The organism is Corynebacterium sp. CCUG 51687 (genome assembly GCF_024453995.1).
In the GTDB taxonomy this organism is placed as follows: Bacteria; Actinomycetota; Actinomycetes; order Mycobacteriales; family Mycobacteriaceae; genus Corynebacterium; species Corynebacterium pseudogenitalium.
Map to the genome: position 1 here is coordinate 1 of NZ_JAGPYT010000013.1, position 20,439 is coordinate 20,439.

Consider the following 20,439-nt stretch of genomic DNA (forward strand, 5'->3'; position numbering starts at 1 on the left):
CCCAACCCCTGAAAAAGCACACATTTTGTCACTTAAGTCGACACGCCGAGAAAAGCACACATTTTGTCGCTTAACCCACAAAACCCCAGGCCGCCAACGACCTGGGGTTTTACGGAACTGTGGAGCTAAGGGGAATCGAACCCCTGACCTTCGCATTGCGAACGCGACGCTCTACCAACTGAGCTATAGCCCCTCGCTGGAGAAGACGTTACTCCTCTTCTCCGCTGATGCTAAATCGTCCGGTTACCCAGGCGATTTAGCTCGCTCGTGGGGCACGGTTGTCATCCTCGCCGTATGGGTAGTGGGGGGAATCCGTGTGGTCCTCGAAGATTGCGGAGGATGCTTCGGGGAGGTCGGTGAAGTCGGGGTGGGCGTCGTCAAGGTCGAGGGCTACGGATTCTCCGTATCGACGCGGCCACTCCTGCCTGGGGTGCGTCGAATCTGCAGTGGCGACGCCGAGGCGCGCGCGGCGCAGCTGGCGCATGCGGCGGCGATGCAGCGCACGCTCCTGACGGACGACGCTGCGCAGCACAACCATGAACCAGGTGGTCAGGGCGACGGAGGCCGCAGGCAGGATCCATGTCCAGCCGCCTGCGACGAACGCGATCACAAACGTGACCACGCAGGCGATGATGAGGCCCAGGAAGGTGCGCTGACGGCGCATAAAGCGGTCTTCGCGTGCCCGGCGTGCACGGTCTGGGTCCCAGCCGCCACGGCCGCGGCGGGCCTCTGCAAACGCGAGATCTTCGTCGGTGACTGCGACCTCTTCATCTGGAGCGTCCTGCTCGTCCTCGGTTTCCTCGGCAGTGAGCTCTTCGGCGTCCATCTCTGCCGTCACGCCAGTGTCGTATCCGAAGTCAGCTGCGGAGTAGTACGAGTCGGGGATGCTTTCGGCTTCTGCTACCGAGGCCTCCGGATCCTCCGCAGTCTCGAGTGCTACCGCATCGGCGTCGTCTGAAGAATCGTCTGAAGCCTCATCCACTTCATCGGCGGACTCAGTCTCAGCCTCAGCGGACTCCGCTTCAACTGCCGCATCCTCGACTGGCTCCGCTTCGATGACCTCTCCCTCAATAACGTTTGAGTCGGCATCTTCTTCGGAGCCAGCGTCTTCCTGGTTCTTCGAGAAGAAGTTTCGGATGACCGCACTGTCGTCGATGAGCACTTCGCTGGCAGCTGGCTCGTGTTCGACGGCTTCGACGAGTTCCACGTCCGCAGCGTCCTCGTCGTGCAGGTGCACGTCCGCAGCGGTCACGCGTGGGCGGCGACGAACCTCCATGGGTTCCGTACCACCGGTGTGCAGGACCCTCGTCTCGTCGTACCCTTCGCCGGAGCGACGAATTGGTTTGTTGTTGCCAAATACGAGTGGTGCCAGCACGATGACCCACACGACGATCATCAAGATAATGATCAAGCTCGGGCTACCCATACAGCGAAGCCACCTTCCTAAAACTACCCTCGAAACTGACCTTTAACGGTAGCGAGCAATCCGCTCTTCCTGCCCGAGCCACGCCGGGGCCGCGTCATCGAATTCGGCCGGAACGCCGCAGCCTGTCTACAGCCGTGGTCGGGTAGTCATCTTCGGTCATTGCGACGAAGTAGTGGTCACGCCAGCGGCCGTCGATATGAATGTTTCCCCGCATGAATCCTTCTTCGCGGAAACCCACGGTCTGCAGGACGTGGCCGCTTGCTGGGTTGTCTGGAAGGTACGTCGCAGTCACGCGGTGCAGGCCCACCCGCGCAAAGGCGTGGTCAACGCCCAAGGCGCACGCGGCCGTGGCGACGCCGCGCCCTTGATACGGGCTGTGCACCCAGTAGCCGATCCAGCACTCGTCGACGGTTCCGCGCTGAATACCGCCGAGGGTCAGTTGGCCGGCAAAGTGGCCGTCGACCTCTATCACCATCGGTACGACGGTGCCATCTGCAGCCATTTCTTTGAGCATCGTCCACTGCCCCGCCCAAGCGCTCTTGGTGTGAGCAGCTTCCCATGTGGAATGGATCGTTGGTTCTACCGGCTGCAACCACTGCTGGTCAAGCAGGCGGGTACGGCACCATTCCCCGCCATCCTGCAAGCGTAGGGGCCGCAGCGTGACGGTTTCCCCGCTAGGAAGTCTCACGAACGGAGTGCGTTCGGGCCAACCAGGTGTGGGTCCGTGCAGCCAAGTTTCAATCCTTCGCAGCAGGCCCAACGTCTATCCCCGCTGCTGGAGGAATTCGACGTCCACCACGTCGCCTGGGCGGATCTCCGCGGTGGACTCCGGCAGGCGAATCATGGCGTTGGCTTCCGCGAAGCCTGCGAAGAGGTGGGAGGTTTCGCCACCGGCACCGCCGAGGCCTTCGACTAAGTAGTCGCCGGTCTCCGTGTCTCGCATGAGGCGTGCACGGATGTAACCACGCCGCCCCGGCTGCGAGGTAATTGCCCGCATCGAGCGTGCGCGAACCACCGGGCGCTGCCAAGACTGCTTGCCCAGCGCTTGGCGGATTGCCGGTCGCACGATGGTTTCGGCGATCACGAGCGCGGCCGTCGGATTGGACGGCAGCAGGAAGACCGGCACATGTTCCTCACCCAGCGTGCCGAAACCCTGGACGGACCCGGGGTGCATGGCCACTCGAGTGGTGTCGATTTCCCCGAGGTCATGCAGCACTTCTTGGAGTGTCTGCGCGCCTGAACCACCAACAGCGCCGGTGATCACGATCATCTCGCTGCGCCCAATGTAGCCAGCCAGGGTTTCCCGCATCTTCCGCGGCTCAGCGTTCATGATGCCGACACGGTGTACATCTGCACCCGCTTCCTCGGCGGCAGCAGAAACGACGTAGGAGGCGACGTCGATAACTTGGCCCAAGCCTGGCTCTCGTTCGATGTCAACGAGTTCCATGCCGAAACTCAGCACGGTGACTCTCGGCCGGGGATACACCAGTACTTTTGTGCGCCCAGCAGCGGCTAGCAGCCCAATTTGTGCAGGTCCGAGGACCGTGCGGGGGCGCACTGCGATGTCGCCTGGCTGGATATCAGCCCCCGGCTTACGTACGAACTCGCCACTTGCAACTGGGCGTTGCGGCGTAACCCGCTTGGTGCCCCGGTCGCTCCATTCCAGTGGCAACACGGCGTCGGCAAGTGTGGGAAGCGGGGCACCTGTTGCAACCCGCACCGCTTGGCGTGGCTGCAGGCGCAACGGCTTCTGGGAACCGGCGGGAACCTCCCCCACCACGGGTAGAGCACGATCGGCGTTGGTGCGTGGGCGCGAATCGCGCTCCGGCTCGCCGTCTTCTTCCGCCTGGCGCGGCTTCACCCGCAGGCCTGCGGATCCTCCGACGTCGACCGCGCGGACGGCGTAGCCGTCGATGGCTGCTTGCGAAAAGCCGGGCAGCGCGCGTGTCGCTACGACTTCCTCGGCGCACATCAGCCCCAGCGCGTCGTCGATCCCCACTCGGATCGGCTCGGGGGTCCGGATTGCGTCGCCAATTATGGCAAGCTGCTCATCAACACCGCGCATCAGCCACGCCTCTTTCTACGCCTTCGTTAGCGTTGTTCATCACCCGTGAGTTCGGGGTGTTCGGCCTCAAAGTCGTTCATGATCTGCTTGAGTGCCGTGTACAGTGCAGGTCCGTACTTCGGGTCGTGCAAACCAAAGTCCACATTAGCGGGAATGTAGCCGCCCGGGTTGCCCAAATCGTGGCGCTTGCCGTGGTGCACCACGATGTGCACTGGATGACCTTCCTGGATCATCAGCTCGATCGCATCGGTCAGTTGCAGCTCCCCGCCCTTGCCCGGCGTAATGCGACGCAGCGCATCAAAAATTGCCCGGTCAAGCAGGTAGCGTCCGGTGGCCACGAGCGTCGACGGTGCGTCTTCCACGGCCGGCTTTTCCACCATGCCCTTCACGCGCTTGACCTCGACGCCCTCAATAGTCTCGTCGACGTCTTCGACATCAAACACGCCGTAGTTAAAGACTTCCTCCGGCGTCACGTTGAACGCACACAGCACGGAGCCGCCGAGCTTCTCGCGGGTGCGCACCATTTTCTCCATCACGCCGGTAGGAAGCACAAGGTCATCTGGCAGCATGACGGCAACTACGTCCTCGTTTTCGTCGAGGGCAGATTCCGCACAGCTCACCGCGTGGCCAAGGCCCAACGGCTTCTCCTGCGTCACGGCGACTGCATTAATAAGGTCCGCGGCGCGGGCGACCTTCTTCACCTGGTCGTCTTTCCCGCGCGCCGCGAGGGTCTCGCGCAGCAGCTCGAACTCGCCGAAGTGGCGCATGATTTCTTCTTTTGCCGGAGCTGTCACGATCACCAATCGGCGAGCGCCGAGCTCTGCCGCTTCCTCGGCAATCAGCTCGATACCGGGTGTATCCACCACGGGCAGGAGTTCCTTAGGAACAGTCTTCGTAGCTGGCAAAAACCGTGTACCCATGCCAGCTGCCGGCACCACGACGGTCTTCACGCCACGCGACGCAGGCTGCTGGGAGGTTTCTTCATTAGACTTCCGCATAAAGATCTACTTTACCTCTGTATGGCCCGACTACCGTTTCCGACTCGTGAGGAGGCTCCCCCACTTGCACACCAAGCAAACTATCCGCGAAGCACACACTACTTTTCGACGCCACCTCGCCAGCAAACCAGACGAAAAGCGTCAACGCGACGCCAGCATCCTCCAGCACACGCTCAAGGCTCTCGATCACTTCGACGCCTTGGGCAGTGAAATCAGCGCCTACCACCCGCTGCGCACGGAACCCGCTGCCGCTGACTACCCGCTGCAGCTCGCCCAACACGCAAGAACGGTGTGGCTGCCGATTTCGCTTCCTGGCGGTGTGCTGCAATGGGCCGCGTGCGCAGAAGAACAGCAGCCCGGCGCGCTTGGCATCGCGGAGCCAGTCGGTTCCCGGTTCTCCAGCGAAGTGCTCAAAGGTTGCGCTGCACTGGTGATCCCGGCGCTCGCTGTGGACCGCCGCGGGCAACGTTTGGGTAAGGGCGCCGGCTATTACGACCGGGCGCTTGAGCAGGTCCGCGACCACCGCATCCCTATTGTTGCGGTGGTGTTTGACGAAGAAGTCGTCGACACGCTGCCAGCGCAACCTCACGATGTGCCCGTCGATGCAATCGTGACAGACCGCGGATTTTTCCAACTCTAGGGAACCTTCCGGGCCACACCCGCGTCTAAAGACGCATGAAGCCCGCCTCATTCCTTCGCGACCTCCGCATGCCCGGCTACCACCGCACCGTCACAGTGCGCCGCACGATCGCCGTCGTGTTACTGCTGGTAGCAGGCGCAAGCATACTTTTCGACGCCCGCTCCGCCGACCCACCCGCTGTTGTCTTCGCCCGCGACGTTGAGGCCGGCACAGTGCTCACCACGGCGGACGTGGAGCTTCGCAGGCTGCCGCCCTCTGTTGTTCCCGCAAACGCCTTGGGCAGCACAGACCTCGCCGTCGGACAGGTCCTCGCGGCTGGCGCATCCGCGAACGAAGTAGTTACCAACACCCGTCTTGTCGGACCGGACCTTAAAGCTTCGCTGATCGAAAGCGATGACGACCCGCACGACTTCACCATGGTTCCGGTCACGCTCGCGGAACCGGAGCTCATCCCGATGCTGCATCACGGCGCCGGCGTAGACGTAGTCGCGCCAGGCCCGCGAGTTATTGCGCGTGGCGGAAGGGTGGTCACGACGAACGAGGAGGGGTCAATCCTGGTACTGCTGCGCAGTGTCGATGCAGCCAACGTTGCGGCCGCATCACTGACGGACCCGTTAACAGTTGTATTGACCACACGATAGTTTGTTGCCTATAGTTTTTAGGTCCAAATCCAAACCTTACAAAGGAGACCCTAATGCTTGAGGGCTTTAAGAACTTTATTCTGCGCGGCAACGTTATTGACCTCGCAGTCGGTGTTGTTATTGGTGCTGCGTTCACCGCAGTTGTTACCGCTTTCTCCGACAACATCATCAACCCGCTGATCGCTTCCGTCGGTGGCGCTGATTACTCCGGCCTTGGCTTCCACATCATTTCCGGCAACGACGCAACTTTCCTCGACTTCGGCGCGCTGATCACTGCAGCGATTAACTTCCTGCTGATCGCGGCAGTCGTCTACTTCGTGATCGTCGCTCCGATGAACAAGCTCGACGAGATGCAGAAGCATAAGCGCGGCATCCAGCCAGACGCCCCGGCTCCGACCGAGACCGAGCTGCTCACCGAAATCCGCGACCTGCTCTCCGAGAAGCCCGCGCAGCAGTAGTACTGCTATTCTCCGTAATGGGGTGGTCGCTCGTACTCATAAAAGGCTTTGCCTGTGAGTTCTGGCTCGCCGTCGCCGTCGATATCGACGCTGCGCCCGGCATCATAGCCCGTCCGCCCAGAAGCCGCGTCACCAAATAGTTGCGTGCGTTCAGGACTACGGTCGTACTCTGCTTCCGACCGTCGCTCCACGCGCCTCCGCTGGTGGCGCGGCTTTTTCATGCTCGCCATCGTTCCTGATTACGCCTGTACGGAGTAGGTATTCAGCTCGCCGATCAGGTGCTGGACTAGTGGTGCGATCGTCGATACGCCGTCGCGTATCGCTTGGCGGCTTGCGGCGAGGTTTACCACGACGGTCGAACCAGAGACGCCACACACACCGCGCGACGTGCAGGCATCCACCGCTCCACACGCCTGGCCCGACGAACGAACCGCCTGCGCTACACCGGGCACGTTCTTGTCGATCACGGCCTTCGTCGCCTCTGGCGCCGTATCACGTGGCCCGACGCCAGTGCCACCGACGGTCAGCACCAGGTCAACCCCACCAACGACACCGGTTTCGATCGCTTTGCGGATCTCCGCCTCGCTCGAATTGACGTGCACCACCGCGTCAACGGTAAACCCGAACTCGCTGAGCAACTCGACGAGCATGTCACCCGTGGTATCCCCTTCTGAGCTGTATCGGCGGTCCCCAACCAGCACTGCGATGGCCGCAGGAGGCGTCGGAGTCTGCTCGGCGAGCTCTGCGGCCTTCAGCGATGCTTCGTCGGGCTCCCCAACCGTGTCAAGCAATACTTCTGTCGTTGGCATGCCAGGTCTCCTGTCGTGTCGTTGCGAAATCGCACAGTTTCATTTTCATTGTTTGCTTCAAAACTTACCCGTTGCTCAGGGTTACATCTACGGAATGAGGAGCTTCTTCTCCCTCCCGCAAGACTTCAAGCTGAACGACCTGCCCGAAGTCCTTCGACCGCGTCGCCGCAATCAACGCATCCGCTGAGTCAATCAGCCGACCGTCCAGCTTGGTAATCACATCACCTTCTCGGATACCGGCCTTTTCTGCTGGACTACCAGGCTCAACTCCGGCGACCACGGCGCCGTCGATACGAGTGCCGCGAATCGAAACGCGGACGCCCAACATCGGCTGCGACGCCTTGCCGGTTTCAATGAGCTGCTGCGCGACACGCTTGGCAAAATTCGACGGAATCGCGAACCCGAGACCAATCGAGCCCGACGACTGCTCGCCACCAAAGCCGCCCGCCGAGAGCGAAGCAATAGCCGAGTTCATCCCGATCAGGTGCCCCTGCATATCCACGAGCGGACCACCCGAGTTACCAGGGTTAATCGCAGCGTCTGTCTGCAGCCCGTCCATCAACGAGCTCTCCCCACCGCCCTGGGCCGCACGCACCGGGCGGTTCTTCGCCGAGATGATGCCACTGGTTACCGTCGCCGAGAGCCCAAGTGGAGAACCAACTGCGACAACCTGCTGGCCAACCTTCAGCTCGTCCGAGTTGCCGAAGTCAAGCACAGGGAGATTTTCGACGCCATCAACCTTCAGCACGCCAATATCAGTGTTGACGTCCGACGCTACAAACGTAGCCGAGTGCTTCGAGCCGTCGTTGAACACCACCTGAATCTCGGACCGTTCGGTCGCCGCAGCGCCGATCACGTGGTGGTTCGTCAAAATGTAGCCGTCGGAGGAAATAATCGACCCCGACCCTTCCGCGATACCATTCGGCGTCGCCACAGTGATGGATACAACCGAAGGCAGCACTGCGGCCGCAACCTGCTCAACGGAGCCATCAGGCGCAGTCTCTGGCGATGCGAGGCTCGGGTTCTCAAGTGCGTTGTAGTGCTGCTGTTCGCCGTTATCGTTCGCAGCGACGACTGCGTACCCGGCGCCGGCGCCGGCCAACAGCGAAAGCACTACGGAGCACGCCACTGTAGCCGCCCCCAGCCCACGCCGCTGCTTTTGCTGCGGTGCAGACTGCACGAATGCGGTTTCCGGGGAGGCCTCCTGTGGATAGGAGGCCTCGTACGGGTTTTGTTGTGGCGTATTTGATTGTGGTGAATACGGGTTCGTCATGTGCAGTAGTATGCACGACGCCACTGTGGTAGCACTAAAAAGTAAACTCGTTCTCTCGCAATGTTTCCTGAATGTTCACTGTGTTAGCTGAGCTGGGATTTGTTCGGCAATCGCGGAATTTCGATGCCTTCTTCTTCCAGATAAAAATCCTCATCAGCATCCGGAGCCTTCCCCGGGAAGACCACACGGAAGCGCGCCCCGTGGTCATCCGACTCCTCCACGAAGATCCGGGCACCATGCCGGTCCATCACCTGCTTGACGATCGCAAGCCCCAAGCCCGAACCAGGCATCGAACGCGACTCCGCCGAACGGTAGAAGCGCTCAAAAACCCGCTCGCGCTCCTCCGGAGCAATGCCCGGGCCGGAATCGTCGACAACCAACACTGCGTACTTCTTCGCTGCCTTCAACGAAATCCTTACCGTTCCGCCTTCTGGCGACCACTTGGCCGCATTGTCGATCAGGTTGAGCGGAGCGCGGCCCATCGCGAACCGATCACCCATAATCAGCCACGGGTCAGCGTTGAACTGGAACGTAACGTCAGGCCGACGACGCTCAACACGGCGCACGGCCTCCTCCAGGATCACATCCAGGCGGATCTCCTCAAACTCAACGTTCGAGGAATCCTCCCGCGCGAGATCCACCAGGTCTCCGATAAGCGTCGACATTTCTGTCATCTGCGCCAGCACATCCCGCTCAAGATCGGCGCGGTCCTCCGCACTAATCTGATCCTGCCGATCAGCGGAGTACATCATCATGAGCAGCTCAATGTTGGTGCGCATGGAGGTCAGCGGCGTTTTCAGCTCGTGGCCGGCGTCGGCAACAAGCTGTGCCTGCCTGGTGCGCGAATCCTGCAACGAAGCCATCATGTCATTAAACGCGTTCGTAATACGCGCCATCTCATCATGGCCCTGCACCGGAAGCGGCTTCAGCTCCTTCGTCCTGGTCACTTCCTTCAGCGCAAGGTGCAATTTACGCAGCGGGCGCATACCGGAACTCGAAACCAGGAACGCCACCAGCGTCGACACTATCCAGCCCAAGCTGAGCAGCACCAACAGCGCCGCGGCAATACTGCGCTGCAGCTGACGCGTCGGGTCGACCGCCTTCGACAGGGCCACGACTGTTCCATCATCCAGCCTTGTAACCAGCACACGGTTACCGTGCAGGGTGTGTGCGGAGACGTCCGCTCCGTAGTTCATTCGAGCAAAGTCCCCACCCACGGGAATTTCATCTCCCACGAACCGGTTCGACTCCGCGCGTGAAGCCGTGGCGAGGATGTGAGGGTTGCGGCGTCGAAAAGTCTCGACCTCAGCCGCCAGCTCCTCATCGCTGGACATTTCCTGCGAGTCGTACGCGAGCATCGCGCCCTGCGTGCGCAGGTCGTTGTCCATCATGCCGATAATCGACGTCGACGACGCCCAGTAACTCACCGATGCCGTGACCAAAATCGTGAGGGCCACGAGCACGCCGGTCAGCACCGCGAGCTGCTGGCGAAGCGTCATCTCCGACCCGAGGTACGCACCACGAATATAGGTATCGAACAGGATCGTCGGCAGGTTCGGACGCGGGGGTTCCTGATCTTGCTCGGCTGCCGACACTTGGCGAACCACCCCCTCAAGGGACATGCCGGTAGTGCGCTCAAAGTGATCCGCCGACTGGCGCAAAATCACAGTGCAGTCTCCCGAAGCACGTAGCCAACCCCACGGACTGTATGGATCAGGCGAGGCTCCCCGCCCGCCTCAGTCTTCTTACGGAGGCACCCGATGTAGACCTCCAAGGCGTTGCCGGACGTCGGGAAGTCATATCCCCACACCTCTTCAAGAATCTGCTGGCGCGACAGCACCTTGCGCGGGTTCTCAATCAAAACGAGAAGGAGCGCGAACTCGGTACGGGTCAAGGAAATAGCGCGGTCGCCACGGAAGACGTCACGGGTATCGGTCTCTACAGACAAGTCCTCAAACTCGTACTTTGTTTTCGGAGCAGACTGCGACTGGATAGCGTCAGCCTGAGCGCGGCGCAGCAGCGAGCGTACGCGTGCCAACAGCTCCTCAAGCGCGAAAGGCTTCGGCAGGTAGTCATCAGCGCCGGCATCCAAGCCCGCCACACGGTCCGCGACACCATCTCGCGCTGTCAGCATCAACACAGGACGGTCGTATCCCGAGGAGCGCGATGTGCGGCACACATCGAGCCCATCGATCTTCGGCATCATCACGTCCAGAATCGTCAGATCGGGTTGTTCGTCACGGATGACGTCGAGCGCCTCTTCGCCGTCGGAAGCAAGCAGTACATCATACCCGTTGAAGCGAAGGGAACGCCGCAGGGATTCACGAACGGCTTGCTCATCATCGGCAACAAGAATCTTCATACGCCCATTATTGCCTATCTGAGAGACTTTTAACACCGGACTGTCAAAAAGATGAAAAAGCCGGGCCCGTTGGGCCCGGCGAACGCTTATAGTAAGGCGCTTTTAGAACTGCTCGACGTCAATCAAGCCAGCCTGTGCAGCCTTGAGCAGGCGACGTGGGATACGTACTTCCTGGCCGTCAACCTTCGCGGTGATCAGCGGCGCATTGTCAGCCTTCCACTGCGAACGACGCATACGGGTGTTCGCGCGGGACTTCTTAAACTTAGGGGTTGCCATTGTTGTTTCTCCTTACGCCCTATTTTGCGGTCTTCTTCTTGCGGCGAGCCATACCGCCGAAGCGCTGGTTGAACTTCTCAACGCGGCCAGCGGTGTCCATGAGACGCTGTGCGCCGGTCCAGAACGGGTGGGACTCAGCGGTCACATCAACGACGATGAGCGGGTACTCGTTGCCGTCTTCCCAGGTATCGGTGCGGTCGGAGGTCTTGGTGGAGCGCGTCAGGAACTTGTGGCCCGTGTTCGCGTCCTGGAAGATTACCGGGTGGTAATCCGGATGGATATCCTTTTTCATATGTGAGTTCGTCTCCCTCAGGATTGATACTTCAGGTCGGTTCCCCGCTTGGGGATCGTGCCTGAGTTGGGTGCGAATGATTCATGTCCGCCCAGCTGTTCACTGGACAACTTTGCACATATTACAGGGTGAATCCGGTTTTACATAATCAAGTTCCACCAACGCCACCGACAAACAACCGGTAGGTGTGCGAAATAGAATTATGCATTTCCTTGCTGGACGTGTATTGTTGACTCTCGCTGTTGTCGAAGTACACGTATACGCCTACGTCAACCGATTACTCAGATACTTTGTCGCGGACCCTCACTCCGCATTTCCGTATCTAACTTTTCAGTGATCAGTGCGTGGGCGGCAGAAGAGAAAGAAGTCAACCCATGTCGGCACATTGCCAGGTCACGGGACGGAAGCCGCAGTTCGGCAAGACCGTCTCCCACTCGCACCGCCGCCACTCGCGTCGTTGGAACCCCAACGTACAGAAGCGCCGGTTCTACCTGCCCTCCGAGGGCCGTACCATCACTCTGACCGTTTCCACGAAGGGTCTGAAGGTCATCGACCGCGACGGAATTGAGTCCGTCGTCGCTAAGATCCGTGCACGAGGTGAGAAGATCTAATGGCACGCAACGATATTCGCCCGATCATCAAGCTGAAGAGCACTGCGGGCACAGGTTTCACCTATGTAACCCGTAAGAACAAGCGCAACAACCCAGATCGCATCTCCCTAAAGAAGTACGATCCGGTTGTTCGCAAGCACGTCGAATTCCGCGAGGAGCGATAAGTTATGGCTAAAAAGTCCAAGATCGCCAAGAACGAAAAGCGCAAGGAGATCGTCGCTCGCTACGCTGAGCGTCGTAACGAGCTGAAGGCAATCATCCGCAACCCGGAGACCTCTGACGAGGACCGTCTGGACGCTCAGTTTGAGCTGAACCGCCAGCCTCGCGACGCCTCCCCTGTTCGCGTGCGCAACCGCGACTCCCGCGATGGTCGCCCACGTGGTTACCTCCGTAAGTTCGGTATTTCCCGTGTCCGTATGCGCGAGATGGCTCACCGCGGTGAGCTGCCTGGCGTCCGTAAGTCTTCGTGGTAAGGAGGATGACCAATGAAGCGCAATAATAACCATCGCAAGGCGCGCATGGAGCAGTCCCGCCGCCCGAAGAAGAACCCGTTGAAGGCCAAGGGCATCGAGAAGGTCGACTACAAGGACCTCGACACCCTTCGTCTGTTCATCTCTGATCGTCACAAGATCCGTTCCCGCCGTGTTACCGGTCTTTCCCCACAGCAGCAGCGTGAAGTTGCTACTGCGGTGAAGAACGCACGCGAGATGGCTCTTCTGCCGTTCACCAGCCGCTAAAGTTCGGTTGACGATAACAGCGTAGAGTCTTTCGACGAACTCCCGCCCCTGGTCTCCAGGCGCGGGAGTTTTTCATGCCCTGTTGAAGCTGACGCACGGCACGACAAAAGGCCCCCACGACCGTGGGGGCCTTCAGTATGTCTCGGGTTAGGCGATACTAGTGCGCAAAGTGGCGCGTACCGGTCACGTACATTGCGACGCCAGCGTCTTCTGCGGCCTTAATGACTTCCTCGTCGCGGATGGAACCACCAGGCTGCACGACGGCACGCACTCCGGCGTCCGCGAGGATCTGGAATCCATCTGCGAATGGGAAGAACGCGTCGGAGGCGGCGACGGCACCGTTGGTACGGTTGCGGCCCTCGTCGAGCGAGTTAGCGCGGTCGACGGCCAGCTTCGCCGAATCGACGCGGTTGACCTGCCCCATGCCGATGCCGACGGTAGCGCCGTCGTGCGCAACGAGGATTGCGTTCGACTTCACGCAGCGTACTGCACGCCACGCGAACACGAGGTCCGACATGGTTGCGTCGTCGACGGCTTCGCCTGCCACTAGCTTCCAGTTTTCTGGGTTATCGCCCTCGGCCTGGAACGCGTCGCGCTCCTGGAGAAGGAAGCCGCCGGAGATCTGCTTGATCTCTTCGGTGTCTTGGCCTGGCTCCACTTCGAGGATGCGAAGGTTCTTCTTGGTCTGCAGCAGCTCGAGCGCATCCGGCGCGTAGGAAGGCGCGATGATGACCTCGGTAAAGATTGGCTTGACCTGCTCGGCAAGCTCGAGCGTGACCTCGCGGTTCGTCGCAATGACGCCGCCGTACGCAGATACAGGGTCGCAGGCGTGCGCCTTTCGGTGCGCGTCAGCGATGGACACCCCAGATACTGCGACGCCACACGGGTTGGCGTGCTTGATGATTGCGACGCACGGTTCTTCGTGGTCCCAGGCTGCGCGCCACGCGGCGTCGGCATCCTGGTAGTTGTTGTAGCTCATTTCCTTGCCGCCGTACTGAGTGGCGTCGGCAAGGCCCCAGCCCTCGTTGATGACGCTTGCCGCCTGGTGCGGGTTCTCACCGTAGCGCAGCGCACCGTCCTCGTCGTCGCCGAGCTGCTCCGCAAACCAGTCTGCAACGGCGGCGTCGTACTCTGCGGTGTGCGCGAACGCCGCAGCCGCCAGTTCGCGGCGCTGCTCGAGGGTGAATCCACCCTGCTCAACTGCTTCTTGCGCCAGCTGGTACTGGTCCGGGGAGGTCAGGATCGCCACTGATGGGTGGTTCTTCGCTGCTGCGCGGACCATGGAAGGACCGCCGATGTCGATCTGCTCGACGCATTCATCGAACTCCGCGCCGGACGCAACCGTTTCCTCGAATGGGTACAGGTTGACCACAACGAGCTCGAACGGTGCAACTCCGAGTTCCTCGAGCTGTTGCTTGTGGCTGTCCTTGCGGAGGTCTGCCAGGATGCCTGCGTGCACGTGTGGATGCAGCGTCTTCACGCGGCCTTCAAGTACCTCTGGAAATCCGGTGACTTCCGATACTTCGGTGACGGGCACACCGCTTGCGGCGATCTTTTTAGCAGTCGAACCAGTAGAGACAATTTCCACACCGGCCGAGTGGAGCGCCTTTGCAAGCGGCTCAAGATCGGTCTTGTCGTACACGCTCACGAGCGCTCGACGAATAGGTGTGCGTTCGTTGTTCATTCGAAAGTGACCTTTCCTTCATGTATCGAAGCAGTAGCTAGTAGCTCAGTAACCTGACGGCGCTCTTCTTGCTTAATCCGTTCGTGCAGCGAGGACTCCGTATCCCCTGGCTGCACCAGCACGGGGCGCTGCGCAATGATGCGGCCTGTGTCCATCCCGTCGTCGACAAAGTGGACGGTGCAGCCGGTGACCTTGACGCCGTAAGCGAGGGCGTCGCGCACCGCGTGCGCTCCTGGGAAAGCAGGCAAGAGCGAAGGGTGAGTGTTAATTGTTTTACCTTCGTAGACATCCAAGAATGGGCGCCCCAAAATGCGCATAAACCCTGCGGAAACAACAAGGTCCGGGCTGCAACTAGAGACGGTTTCCGCAAGGTGGGCATTCCACGCGTCGCGGTCCTTTTCCATTTCTACGATTGCAGTCGGGATGCCTGCGTTCTTCGCCCTCTCGATTGCCGGACACACTTGGTCCGCAACAACTAGGTCAACACGGTATGCACAAGGGTGGGCGTCCTGGTAGTCCATAATCGCCCGCAAGAGCGTTCCAGTACCAGAAACAAGGACGGCCACAGATAAAGCTTTATCAGCACTCACGGTTCATCAGTGTAGTCATTCTTCTTCCGCGTGTGAGCGGTTCAAGAAAGTTCGCACAAAGCGCACAAGCCACACCAATCCGCCCACGCCGACGGTCCATATAAAGAGGAAAAGCACTGCGGAAGCTAGGTCAGCGCCAACGACGCCGTACGCCCCCGCGTGCCCACGCGCGAGTAGGAGACAGACGGCGAACATCGCTGCACTCCACGAGCCAATGGCGGTCACTTCTACCATCGTTGACGTCCGCCGCACGAAGAACGCGCACAGGATGGTCACGGGCACGACGAGGAGGACGGCTGCCCACGGCGCGACTGTCGCAGGGATTGTCGCGAAGAGTGGGAACGGGGGTAAGGGGACGGAGAGGACGTCGAAAAGCGACACTTCCCCACTGCCGACGTGGAAGGAACCGCCGAGAAGCACTGCGAGCGTGCCCACGACAGCATTCGGAAGGTACAAGATGCTCAGGAGGAGCAGCATGATGGCGCTCCCCCACCCGGAGTTGGGGTATGCCGCGTAGGCTTCGCCAATGCTCTGGTAGCGCGCGGCGAGCACGAGGAGCAGCACAAGTCCGCTCCCCGCGCATAGAAAGAGGAGAAGCAGGCTCGCAGCGCGGGCCGTATCGACGGCCACCACCGGCACACGGACCGTGGTGGCGAGGGCCTGCCAAAGCACATGCCGAATACCAAAGAGGAAGCCGATGAGATGGATGCAAGGCGGTAGCACTAGCGCTTGCCATGCGGGTGGTGGTTCTATCGCGAAGACTGCGGAGGCGTCAGTCACCATGAACAGCGCCATCGCGCTTGCAAGCAGCGGCAGCACAATCACCAGGCCAGCGATCACCGCGAGATCCAAGATGCTGACCTGCTTCGCGGTTGCGGCACGTACTCGCCACGCCATGAGGGCGGCGATCCCAATGGCTGGAAGCAGCGGCACCTGAGACAAGTACACGCCGTCGATCGTGAGGGATACTCCGTGAAGGGCAAACCATGTTTGCCCGATTGCGGCGGGCAGGTACGCAGTCTTCCATCCACCAATCAGGAGCGTCGCGGCGCAGACTGCAACGATGCCAAGGATGACATCGAGCGTCGGGATACCTATATAAGGGAGGTACGTCCGAATACGCGTCTTCCAGGTGCGCTCCTCCGGCGGAACGGTGTCGGCATCAGGCTTTCTTTTCGACGCCCACTTCGCACCGCGCCGTGCATTACTCAGGAAACCGCGACCGCTGCCCCGCGAGGAGCGGTCCACCGGTGATGATTGAGGTCTTGTTTTCTTCGACATTGCGCCTTATATTGCCATTGGTTGACCGTTTTCTGCCGTTCGACACTACCGCATTCCACTCACTGCCTGGCGTTTTAGGCGATGTAACGTAATACGCAAAGAAAACGATTAAGAAATACTCAGGTTATAGCTTGCCTTAGCGCATTCGATTCATTACAGTTACCTCTCGTAGATAACAGGAAGGTTACAATCGTTACAGTTCTGTAACCAACGGGAAGTCTAAAGAGGGTCCATGCTCCACTCAACGAAATCAGCTGGCAAGCACCGCAAGCAGTCCCCTAACAAGGGTCGCGTCGCAATGGTTGCCGTTGCCACTGGCGCCGTCTCCACTGCTGGGCTCTCTGGCGCTGCCGCAGCTGCGCTTCAGGGCGATAGCTCCCAGCAAGCTGGCAGCTACACCCTCGCCGCAGACACCGACCAGCTCACGGCACTGACCGATGAGGCTGCGCCACAGATCCTCGCTATCGCGGAATACAAGCCGGTTGAGAACCTTGCGGATCAGCTCGTGAAGGCAGTCGCACATTCCGAGGAGGTCGCACGCGCCGATGAAGCCGCTCGCGCACCGCTGGTTGTGAAGCCAGCTGAGGGTGTGTTCACCTCCGGTTTCGGCCCACGCTGGGGCTCTTTCCACTCTGGCGTCGACATCGCCAACGTGAATGGCACCCCAATCCTGGCCGTCATGGACGGCACCGTCATCGACTCCGGCCCGGCACAGGGCTACGGTAATTGGATCCGCATCCGACACGAGGATGGCTCTGTCTCCGTATACGGCCACATGGATTCCCTCTACGCAACCGTTGGCCAGGTTGTGCACGCCGGAGAACTCATCGCAGGTATGGGTAGCCAGGGCTTCTCGACAGGTTCCCACCTACACTTCGAGATTCATCCCGACGGCAACACCCCTGTTGACCCGGCGACGTGGCTCGCAGAGCGAGGTATTCAGCTCTAACCCCAAGGTTTCAAACCGTCGTGACTCGTACATGAGTTGCGACGGTTTTTCTTTTTCGACACACCAGCCGGGGGTACCGTCACCTACCCCCGCCATAAACCACATTGGCACCATTGTTCCCATCTGTCACATTCGTCACGGGCGCCCAGCCAGCGAGTTTGCGGTTATTCTAGAAGCATTCGAACATACTTTTCCCTCCCTACCTGCAGTTACGCATTGCTAAGCCCACGGGAGGTGACTAAGTTTTTTCGCTGTATGTGGCTGCAGCGTGGCCACCCGGATTTTTTAGAAAAGGTTGCTTCTCCGTATGAATCGCACAGTACTTTCGGCACTTGCCGTCGCGACTGCGTCCATGCTCACTCTCACCGCTTCCCCTGCGAACGCTGTAGGTCTCACGCTGAACGGCGCTCCGATTGACCACAATCAGGCCGTGAAGGCCGTTGCGCAAGCAGCAGACACGATTCTGGATAGCGGTGCAACCCTGCGCGTCGGAGACTACTCACTCGTGTACGACCCGCGCGTCATTCAGGAAAACCTCGGTCTCTCCTTCCAGCAGGAAGGTGCGAACGGTGGCGTCCGCTACCAGCGTGGCCGCACCGCCGATGGCCGCACGGTCGTCACCCCGGCAACGGGGACGTTTACGTCCGGGTTCGGCCCACGCTGGGGCACCGTCCACCAAGGCATCGATATTGCGAACAACCTCGGCTCCCCGATCTACGCCGTGATGGATGGCACCGTCATCAACGCCGGCCCGGCCCAGGGCTTCGGCAACTGGGTCGTAATCAAGCACGACGGCGGCGAGGTCTCCGTTTACGGCCACATGGCGGTCTACAATGTCAGCGTCGGCCAACGCGTGACGGCCGGCCAGCAGATCGCGCAGATCGGCAACGAAGGCTTCTCCACCGGGCCGCACCTCCACTTCGAGATCCACCCAGATGGCGTGACACCAGTAGACCCTGTGCCGTGGTTCGCGCAGGCCGGTATCCGCATCCAGTAGCTAGAGCTTTTCCATCGGGACGCCACTGATCAGCATCAGGCGGACTGTCCCGGAGGACCCGAAGTCAATCGTCACTGTTTCGCGCACGCCGGTGCCATCGACGGCCAGTACGGTACCCAGCCCGTACTTTGCATGGTTGACCCGGTCCCCGACCGCCAGCTGCAGGTCCTTGTTCACCTTGGTCCTGCTGCTACCGCCGCGCGACTGCGACCGCCCAAATCCGTTGCTACGGCTCCGGCCACCAGTTGACCACGGTGAATGCGAAGAGCCCGAAGAATACGTGGGCTCCTCACGCTTCCAATCGATGAGTTCCTGCGGAATCTCCCCAAGGAATCGGCTCGCCGGGTTTGTCACCGGGCTCCCCCATGAGGACCGCACCATCGCGCGCGTCAGGTAAAGGCGCTTGCGCGCACGGGTGATGCCGACATACGCCAGGCGACGCTCTTCGGCGAGCTCCGCCGGATCCCCCAAGGCGCGCAGGTGCGGGAACTGCCCGTCTTCCCACCCAGTCACAAACACGACGGGAAATTCAAGCCCCTTTGCGGTGTGCAACGTCATCAACGTGACCACGCCCTGATCGTTTTCCGGTAGCTGGTCAGCGTCGGCGACGAGCGCCACCTTCTCTAAGAAAGCCTGCAGCGTTCCTGGTAACGGTTCGCCTTCGTCAAAGATCTCTGAGATCTCCTCATCGCTGAGGTACGCCAGCTGGAGCGCGGACTCCGAGGAGTACTCGCGCGCGACCGACACCAACTCATTCAGGTTGTCCAAGCGCGTGGCATCCTGCGGGTCGTTCGACTGCTCCAACTGCGCTTTGTACCCGGTGACGTCCAGAATCGTGGAGACCAGCTCCCCGAGGTCAGTGTTGCCAGCCTCTTCTCGCTGGTCCGCTGCCATTTCCTCGCGCAATTCATCCATCATGGTGACAAAACCATTGATGGCGTTCTTCGCGCGCGTACCCAGTGCGTCAATGCCGCCATCTGCCGCAACCCGCAGCGCTTGGCCGAAGCTCACCGAGTAGGTCTGCGCGTACAGCGCCACCGTGGACTGCGCCTTATCCCCGATGGCACGCTTTGGCTCGTTAATAATCCTGCGCAGGCTGACCGTATCGTCCGGGTTTTCTAGCGCCTTGAGGTAGGCCACGATATCGCGAACCTCTTTGCGCTCATAGAAGCGCGTGCCGCCTACCACCTTGTACGGGATCCCGGTGCGAATGAAGATGTCTTCCAACGCACGCGATGCATTGTTGGTGCGGTACATGATCGCGATGTCGGAGTAGGGCACTCCACTGTCTGTGAGCCGGTCGATCTCGCCAGCGATAAACCGAGCCTCGTCGTGCTCGTTGTCCGCGACGTAGCCGACGATCTGGTCGCCGGTGCCGTGGTCCGTCCACAGCTTCTTCGGGCGCCGACCGGTGTTCTGGGAAATCACCGCGTTGGCAGCGTCCAAGATGGTTTGCGTCGAGCGGTAGTTCTGCTCCAAAACGATGGTGGTTGCGTCGGAGTAGTCGCGCTCAAACTCCTCGATGTTGCGGATCGTCGCGCCACGGAACGCGTAAATCGACTGGTCGGAGTCGCCAACTACGGCAAGCTCAGAAGCCTCAGGCCCCTTGCCCACCAGGGTGTGGATGAGTTCGTACTGCGCATGGTTCGTGTCCTGGTACTCGTCCACGAGTACGTGGCGGAAGCGGCGTCGATAATAATCCGCAACCTGCGGGTGCTCCTTAAAAATCCGCACGACCTCCCCGATGAGGTCGTCGAAGTCGACAGCGTTTGCCGAGCGCAGGCGGCGCTGGTACTCAGCAAACACCTTGGCAACAGTGGAGTCGAATGGGTTGTGGGTGCGCTGCGCGTCATCGGCCGCCTGCTGCTCGTCGATGAGCTCGTTCTTGAGGTTCGAGATCGCGTTCGCGAGCACCCGGGGTGAAAACTTCTTCAGGTCGAGATTGTTCTCTTTAGCAATCATCGAGAGCAGCCGGCGGGAATCGTCGGCATCATAGATACTGAAGTTCGTGTTCAGCCCGGGGACGAGTTGGGCCTGCTGGCGAAGGATCCGCACGCAGATCGAATGAAAGGTTGCCACCCACATCCGCTCGGTCTGCGGCCCGATCAGCGCCTCGACGCGCTCTTTCATCTCCGCGGCGGCCTTGTTGGTAAATGTGATCGCCAGGACCTGCCAGGGTGCGACACCGCGCTCCTGTAACAAGAAAGCGATGCGCCTGGTCAGCACTGCGGTTTTGCCGGACCCAGCGCCCGCGACAATTAGAAGAGGCGAGCCGCTGTGGCGCACGGCGGCTTCCTGTTGGGGGTTGAGTCCTAGCGTCAGATCATTCATGTCACACACCCTAACTCAC

General features: G+C 60.4%; 24 protein-coding genes and 1 tRNA gene. 9 read left to right on the plus strand and 16 right to left on the minus strand.

Annotation, left to right across the window (positions count from 1 at the left end; translation table 11 throughout):
* Nucleotides 1-120 precede the first annotated feature (120 nt).
* From KBX13_RS10100 to KBX13_RS10120, 5 genes are all read right to left on the minus strand, one after another.
* Nucleotides 121-193 (minus strand) — tRNA-Ala (locus KBX13_RS10100).
* A gap of 63 nt (nucleotides 194-256) precedes the next feature.
* Nucleotides 257-1,426 (minus strand): gephyrin-like molybdotransferase receptor GlpR, encoded by a 1,170-nt coding sequence (glpR, locus tag KBX13_RS10105; RefSeq protein WP_256000365.1) that lies wholly within the window; start codon nucleotides 1,424-1,426, stop codon nucleotides 257-259.
* A 94-nt stretch (nucleotides 1,427-1,520) separates the two neighbouring features.
* Complete coding sequence (locus KBX13_RS10110; protein WP_370687339.1) at nucleotides 1,521-2,114, minus strand: GNAT family N-acetyltransferase; 594 nt, start codon at nucleotides 2,112-2,114, stop codon at nucleotides 1,521-1,523.
* Between the two features lie 75 nt (nucleotides 2,115-2,189).
* On the minus strand, nucleotides 2,190-3,491 hold the full coding sequence (gene glp, locus KBX13_RS10115) for a gephyrin-like molybdotransferase Glp (RefSeq protein ID WP_070362818.1): 1,302 nt from the start codon (nucleotides 3,489-3,491) through the stop codon (nucleotides 2,190-2,192).
* Nucleotides 3,492-3,517: 26 nt separating this feature from the next.
* Nucleotides 3,518-4,489, minus strand: coding sequence for a UTP--glucose-1-phosphate uridylyltransferase (locus tag KBX13_RS10120; protein WP_070362819.1), 972 nt, complete (start codon nucleotides 4,487-4,489; stop codon nucleotides 3,518-3,520).
* Nucleotides 4,490-4,553: 64 nt separating this feature from the next.
* On the opposite strand from KBX13_RS10120, the gene KBX13_RS10125 reads away from it, so the two are divergent.
* The 3 genes from KBX13_RS10125 to mscL are packed head-to-tail and all read left to right on the plus strand — an operon-like array spanning nucleotide 4,554 to nucleotide 6,228.
* On the plus strand, nucleotides 4,554-5,129 hold the full coding sequence (locus KBX13_RS10125; RefSeq protein ID WP_256022047.1) for a 5-formyltetrahydrofolate cyclo-ligase: 576 nt from the start codon (nucleotides 4,554-4,556) through the stop codon (nucleotides 5,127-5,129).
* A 35-nt stretch (nucleotides 5,130-5,164) separates the two neighbouring features.
* Nucleotides 5,165-5,770, plus strand: a complete 606-nt coding sequence (locus tag KBX13_RS10130; RefSeq protein WP_070362821.1) for an SAF domain-containing protein — start codon at nucleotides 5,165-5,167, stop codon at nucleotides 5,768-5,770.
* A gap of 53 nt (nucleotides 5,771-5,823) precedes the next feature.
* The gene (mscL, locus tag KBX13_RS10135; RefSeq protein WP_070362822.1) at nucleotides 5,824-6,228 is read left to right on the plus strand and encodes a large-conductance mechanosensitive channel protein MscL; all 405 of its coding nucleotides are present in this window, start codon (nucleotides 5,824-5,826) and stop codon (nucleotides 6,226-6,228) included.
* A 5-nt stretch (nucleotides 6,229-6,233) separates the two neighbouring features.
* Here the strand turns inward: mscL and KBX13_RS10140 are convergent, their stop codons facing one another.
* The 7 genes from KBX13_RS10140 to KBX13_RS10170 form a co-directional block, all read right to left on the minus strand.
* The gene (locus KBX13_RS10140) at nucleotides 6,234-6,449 is read right to left on the minus strand and encodes a hypothetical protein (protein WP_255366152.1); all 216 of its coding nucleotides are present in this window, start codon (nucleotides 6,447-6,449) and stop codon (nucleotides 6,234-6,236) included.
* A gap of 18 nt (nucleotides 6,450-6,467) precedes the next feature.
* Nucleotides 6,468-7,037, minus strand: a complete 570-nt coding sequence (locus KBX13_RS10145; protein ID WP_070362823.1) for a molybdenum cofactor biosynthesis protein B — start codon at nucleotides 7,035-7,037, stop codon at nucleotides 6,468-6,470.
* Between the two features lie 64 nt (nucleotides 7,038-7,101).
* Nucleotides 7,102-8,310 carry a S1C family serine protease gene (locus KBX13_RS10150; RefSeq protein ID WP_083290956.1) on the minus strand — a complete coding sequence of 403 codons (1,209 nt, stop codon included), beginning with the start codon at nucleotides 8,308-8,310 and terminating at the stop codon, nucleotides 7,102-7,104.
* A gap of 83 nt (nucleotides 8,311-8,393) precedes the next feature.
* Nucleotides 8,394-9,977: a HAMP domain-containing sensor histidine kinase gene (locus tag KBX13_RS10155; protein WP_256022050.1), complete on the minus strand. Its 1,584-nt coding sequence runs from the start codon at nucleotides 9,975-9,977 to the stop codon at nucleotides 8,394-8,396.
* Complete coding sequence (locus KBX13_RS10160; RefSeq protein ID WP_256022051.1) at nucleotides 9,974-10,672, minus strand: response regulator transcription factor; 699 nt, start codon at nucleotides 10,670-10,672, stop codon at nucleotides 9,974-9,976. Before KBX13_RS10160 ends, KBX13_RS10155 begins: the two co-directional genes overlap by 4 nt.
* 102 nt (nucleotides 10,673-10,774) lie before the next feature.
* Nucleotides 10,775-10,948, minus strand: coding sequence for a 50S ribosomal protein L32 (gene rpmF, locus KBX13_RS10165; protein ID WP_070362826.1), 174 nt, complete (start codon nucleotides 10,946-10,948; stop codon nucleotides 10,775-10,777).
* A gap of 19 nt (nucleotides 10,949-10,967) precedes the next feature.
* Nucleotides 10,968-11,240, minus strand: a complete 273-nt coding sequence (locus KBX13_RS10170; protein WP_038589209.1) for a type B 50S ribosomal protein L31 — start codon at nucleotides 11,238-11,240, stop codon at nucleotides 10,968-10,970.
* Between the two features lie 374 nt (nucleotides 11,241-11,614).
* Here KBX13_RS10170 and rpmB point away from each other — a divergent pair, with 374 nt between their 5' ends.
* The 4 genes from rpmB to rpsR are packed head-to-tail and all read left to right on the plus strand — an operon-like array spanning nucleotide 11,615 to nucleotide 12,588.
* Nucleotides 11,615-11,851, plus strand: a complete 237-nt coding sequence (rpmB, locus tag KBX13_RS10175) for a 50S ribosomal protein L28 (RefSeq protein ID WP_070362827.1) — start codon at nucleotides 11,615-11,617, stop codon at nucleotides 11,849-11,851.
* Complete coding sequence (rpmG, locus tag KBX13_RS10180) at nucleotides 11,851-12,015, plus strand: 50S ribosomal protein L33 (protein ID WP_070362828.1); 165 nt, start codon at nucleotides 11,851-11,853, stop codon at nucleotides 12,013-12,015. The genes rpmB and rpmG overlap by 1 nt, the downstream gene beginning before the upstream one ends.
* 3 nt (nucleotides 12,016-12,018) lie before the next feature.
* Nucleotides 12,019-12,324: a 30S ribosomal protein S14 gene (rpsN, locus tag KBX13_RS10185; RefSeq protein ID WP_070362829.1), complete on the plus strand. Its 306-nt coding sequence runs from the start codon at nucleotides 12,019-12,021 to the stop codon at nucleotides 12,322-12,324.
* Nucleotides 12,325-12,336: 12 nt separating this feature from the next.
* The gene (gene rpsR / locus KBX13_RS10190) at nucleotides 12,337-12,588 is read left to right on the plus strand and encodes a 30S ribosomal protein S18 (protein WP_070362830.1); all 252 of its coding nucleotides are present in this window, start codon (nucleotides 12,337-12,339) and stop codon (nucleotides 12,586-12,588) included.
* Between the two features lie 157 nt (nucleotides 12,589-12,745).
* Here the strand turns inward: rpsR and purH are convergent, their stop codons facing one another.
* From purH to KBX13_RS10205, 3 genes are read right to left on the minus strand one after another with little or no spacing between them, the layout of a single operon-like run.
* A complete protein-coding gene (gene purH / locus KBX13_RS10195; RefSeq protein WP_070362831.1) occupies nucleotides 12,746-14,272 on the minus strand; it encodes a bifunctional phosphoribosylaminoimidazolecarboxamide formyltransferase/IMP cyclohydrolase in 1,527 nt (508 codons plus the stop codon).
* On the minus strand, nucleotides 14,269-14,862 hold the full coding sequence (gene purN / locus KBX13_RS10200; RefSeq protein WP_070479243.1) for a phosphoribosylglycinamide formyltransferase: 594 nt from the start codon (nucleotides 14,860-14,862) through the stop codon (nucleotides 14,269-14,271). The genes purH and purN overlap by 4 nt, the downstream gene beginning before the upstream one ends.
* 15 nt (nucleotides 14,863-14,877) lie before the next feature.
* Nucleotides 14,878-16,143: a DUF6350 family protein gene (locus KBX13_RS10205; protein ID WP_256022053.1), complete on the minus strand. Its 1,266-nt coding sequence runs from the start codon at nucleotides 16,141-16,143 to the stop codon at nucleotides 14,878-14,880.
* A 232-nt stretch (nucleotides 16,144-16,375) separates the two neighbouring features.
* Between KBX13_RS10205 and KBX13_RS10210 the strand changes: the two genes are divergently transcribed.
* Together KBX13_RS10210 and KBX13_RS10215 are read left to right on the plus strand one after the other, a co-directional pair.
* Entirely contained in the window at nucleotides 16,376-17,092 is a 717-nt protein-coding gene (locus KBX13_RS10210) for a M23 family metallopeptidase (RefSeq protein ID WP_256022055.1), read from the plus strand.
* A 307-nt stretch (nucleotides 17,093-17,399) separates the two neighbouring features.
* Nucleotides 17,400-18,089, plus strand: coding sequence for a M23 family metallopeptidase (locus KBX13_RS10215; RefSeq protein WP_070976111.1), 690 nt, complete (start codon nucleotides 17,400-17,402; stop codon nucleotides 18,087-18,089).
* Here KBX13_RS10215 and pcrA read toward each other — a convergent pair whose 3' ends face one another.
* Nucleotides 18,090-20,420 carry a DNA helicase PcrA gene (pcrA, locus tag KBX13_RS10220; RefSeq protein ID WP_256022057.1) on the minus strand — a complete coding sequence of 777 codons (2,331 nt, stop codon included), beginning with the start codon at nucleotides 20,418-20,420 and terminating at the stop codon, nucleotides 18,090-18,092. It lies immediately after the preceding gene.
* Between the last annotated feature and the right edge of the window lie 19 nt (nucleotides 20,421-20,439).

Bases quoted from the DNA above. Each gene is read 5' to 3' on its own strand.
- glpR (WP_256000365.1), bottom strand. From the start codon at position 1,426: ATGGGTAGCCCGAGCTTGATCATTATCTTGATGATCGTCGTGTGGGTC.
- glp (WP_070362818.1), bottom strand. From the start codon at position 3,491: ATGCGCGGTGTTGATGAGCAGCTTGCCATAATTGGCGACGCAATCCGG.
- KBX13_RS10120 (WP_070362819.1), bottom strand. From the start codon at position 4,489: ATGCGGAAGTCTAATGAAGAAACCTCCCAGCAGCCTGCGTCGCGTGGC.
- KBX13_RS10130 (WP_070362821.1), top strand. From the start codon at position 5,165: ATGAAGCCCGCCTCATTCCTTCGCGACCTCCGCATGCCCGGCTACCAC.
- mscL (WP_070362822.1), top strand. From the start codon at position 5,824: ATGCTTGAGGGCTTTAAGAACTTTATTCTGCGCGGCAACGTTATTGAC.
- KBX13_RS10140 (WP_255366152.1), bottom strand. From the start codon at position 6,449: ATGAAAAAGCCGCGCCACCAGCGGAGGCGCGTGGAGCGACGGTCGGAA.
- KBX13_RS10145 (WP_070362823.1), bottom strand. From the start codon at position 7,037: ATGCCAACGACAGAAGTATTGCTTGACACGGTTGGGGAGCCCGACGAA.
- KBX13_RS10150 (WP_083290956.1), bottom strand. From the start codon at position 8,310: ATGACGAACCCGTATTCACCACAATCAAATACGCCACAACAAAACCCG.
- KBX13_RS10160 (WP_256022051.1), bottom strand. From the start codon at position 10,672: ATGAAGATTCTTGTTGCCGATGATGAGCAAGCCGTTCGTGAATCCCTG.
- rpmF (WP_070362826.1), bottom strand. From the start codon at position 10,948: ATGGCAACCCCTAAGTTTAAGAAGTCCCGCGCGAACACCCGTATGCGT.
- KBX13_RS10170 (WP_038589209.1), bottom strand. From the start codon at position 11,240: ATGAAAAAGGATATCCATCCGGATTACCACCCGGTAATCTTCCAGGAC.
- rpmB (WP_070362827.1), top strand. From the start codon at position 11,615: ATGTCGGCACATTGCCAGGTCACGGGACGGAAGCCGCAGTTCGGCAAG.
- rpmG (WP_070362828.1), top strand. From the start codon at position 11,851: ATGGCACGCAACGATATTCGCCCGATCATCAAGCTGAAGAGCACTGCG.
- rpsN (WP_070362829.1), top strand. From the start codon at position 12,019: ATGGCTAAAAAGTCCAAGATCGCCAAGAACGAAAAGCGCAAGGAGATC.
- rpsR (WP_070362830.1), top strand. From the start codon at position 12,337: ATGAAGCGCAATAATAACCATCGCAAGGCGCGCATGGAGCAGTCCCGC.
- purH (WP_070362831.1), bottom strand. From the start codon at position 14,272: ATGAACAACGAACGCACACCTATTCGTCGAGCGCTCGTGAGCGTGTAC.
- KBX13_RS10205 (WP_256022053.1), bottom strand. From the start codon at position 16,143: ATGTCGAAGAAAACAAGACCTCAATCATCACCGGTGGACCGCTCCTCG.
- KBX13_RS10210 (WP_256022055.1), top strand. From the start codon at position 16,376: ATGCTCCACTCAACGAAATCAGCTGGCAAGCACCGCAAGCAGTCCCCT.
- KBX13_RS10215 (WP_070976111.1), top strand. From the start codon at position 17,400: ATGAATCGCACAGTACTTTCGGCACTTGCCGTCGCGACTGCGTCCATG.
- pcrA (WP_256022057.1), bottom strand. From the start codon at position 20,420: ATGAATGATCTGACGCTAGGACTCAACCCCCAACAGGAAGCCGCCGTG.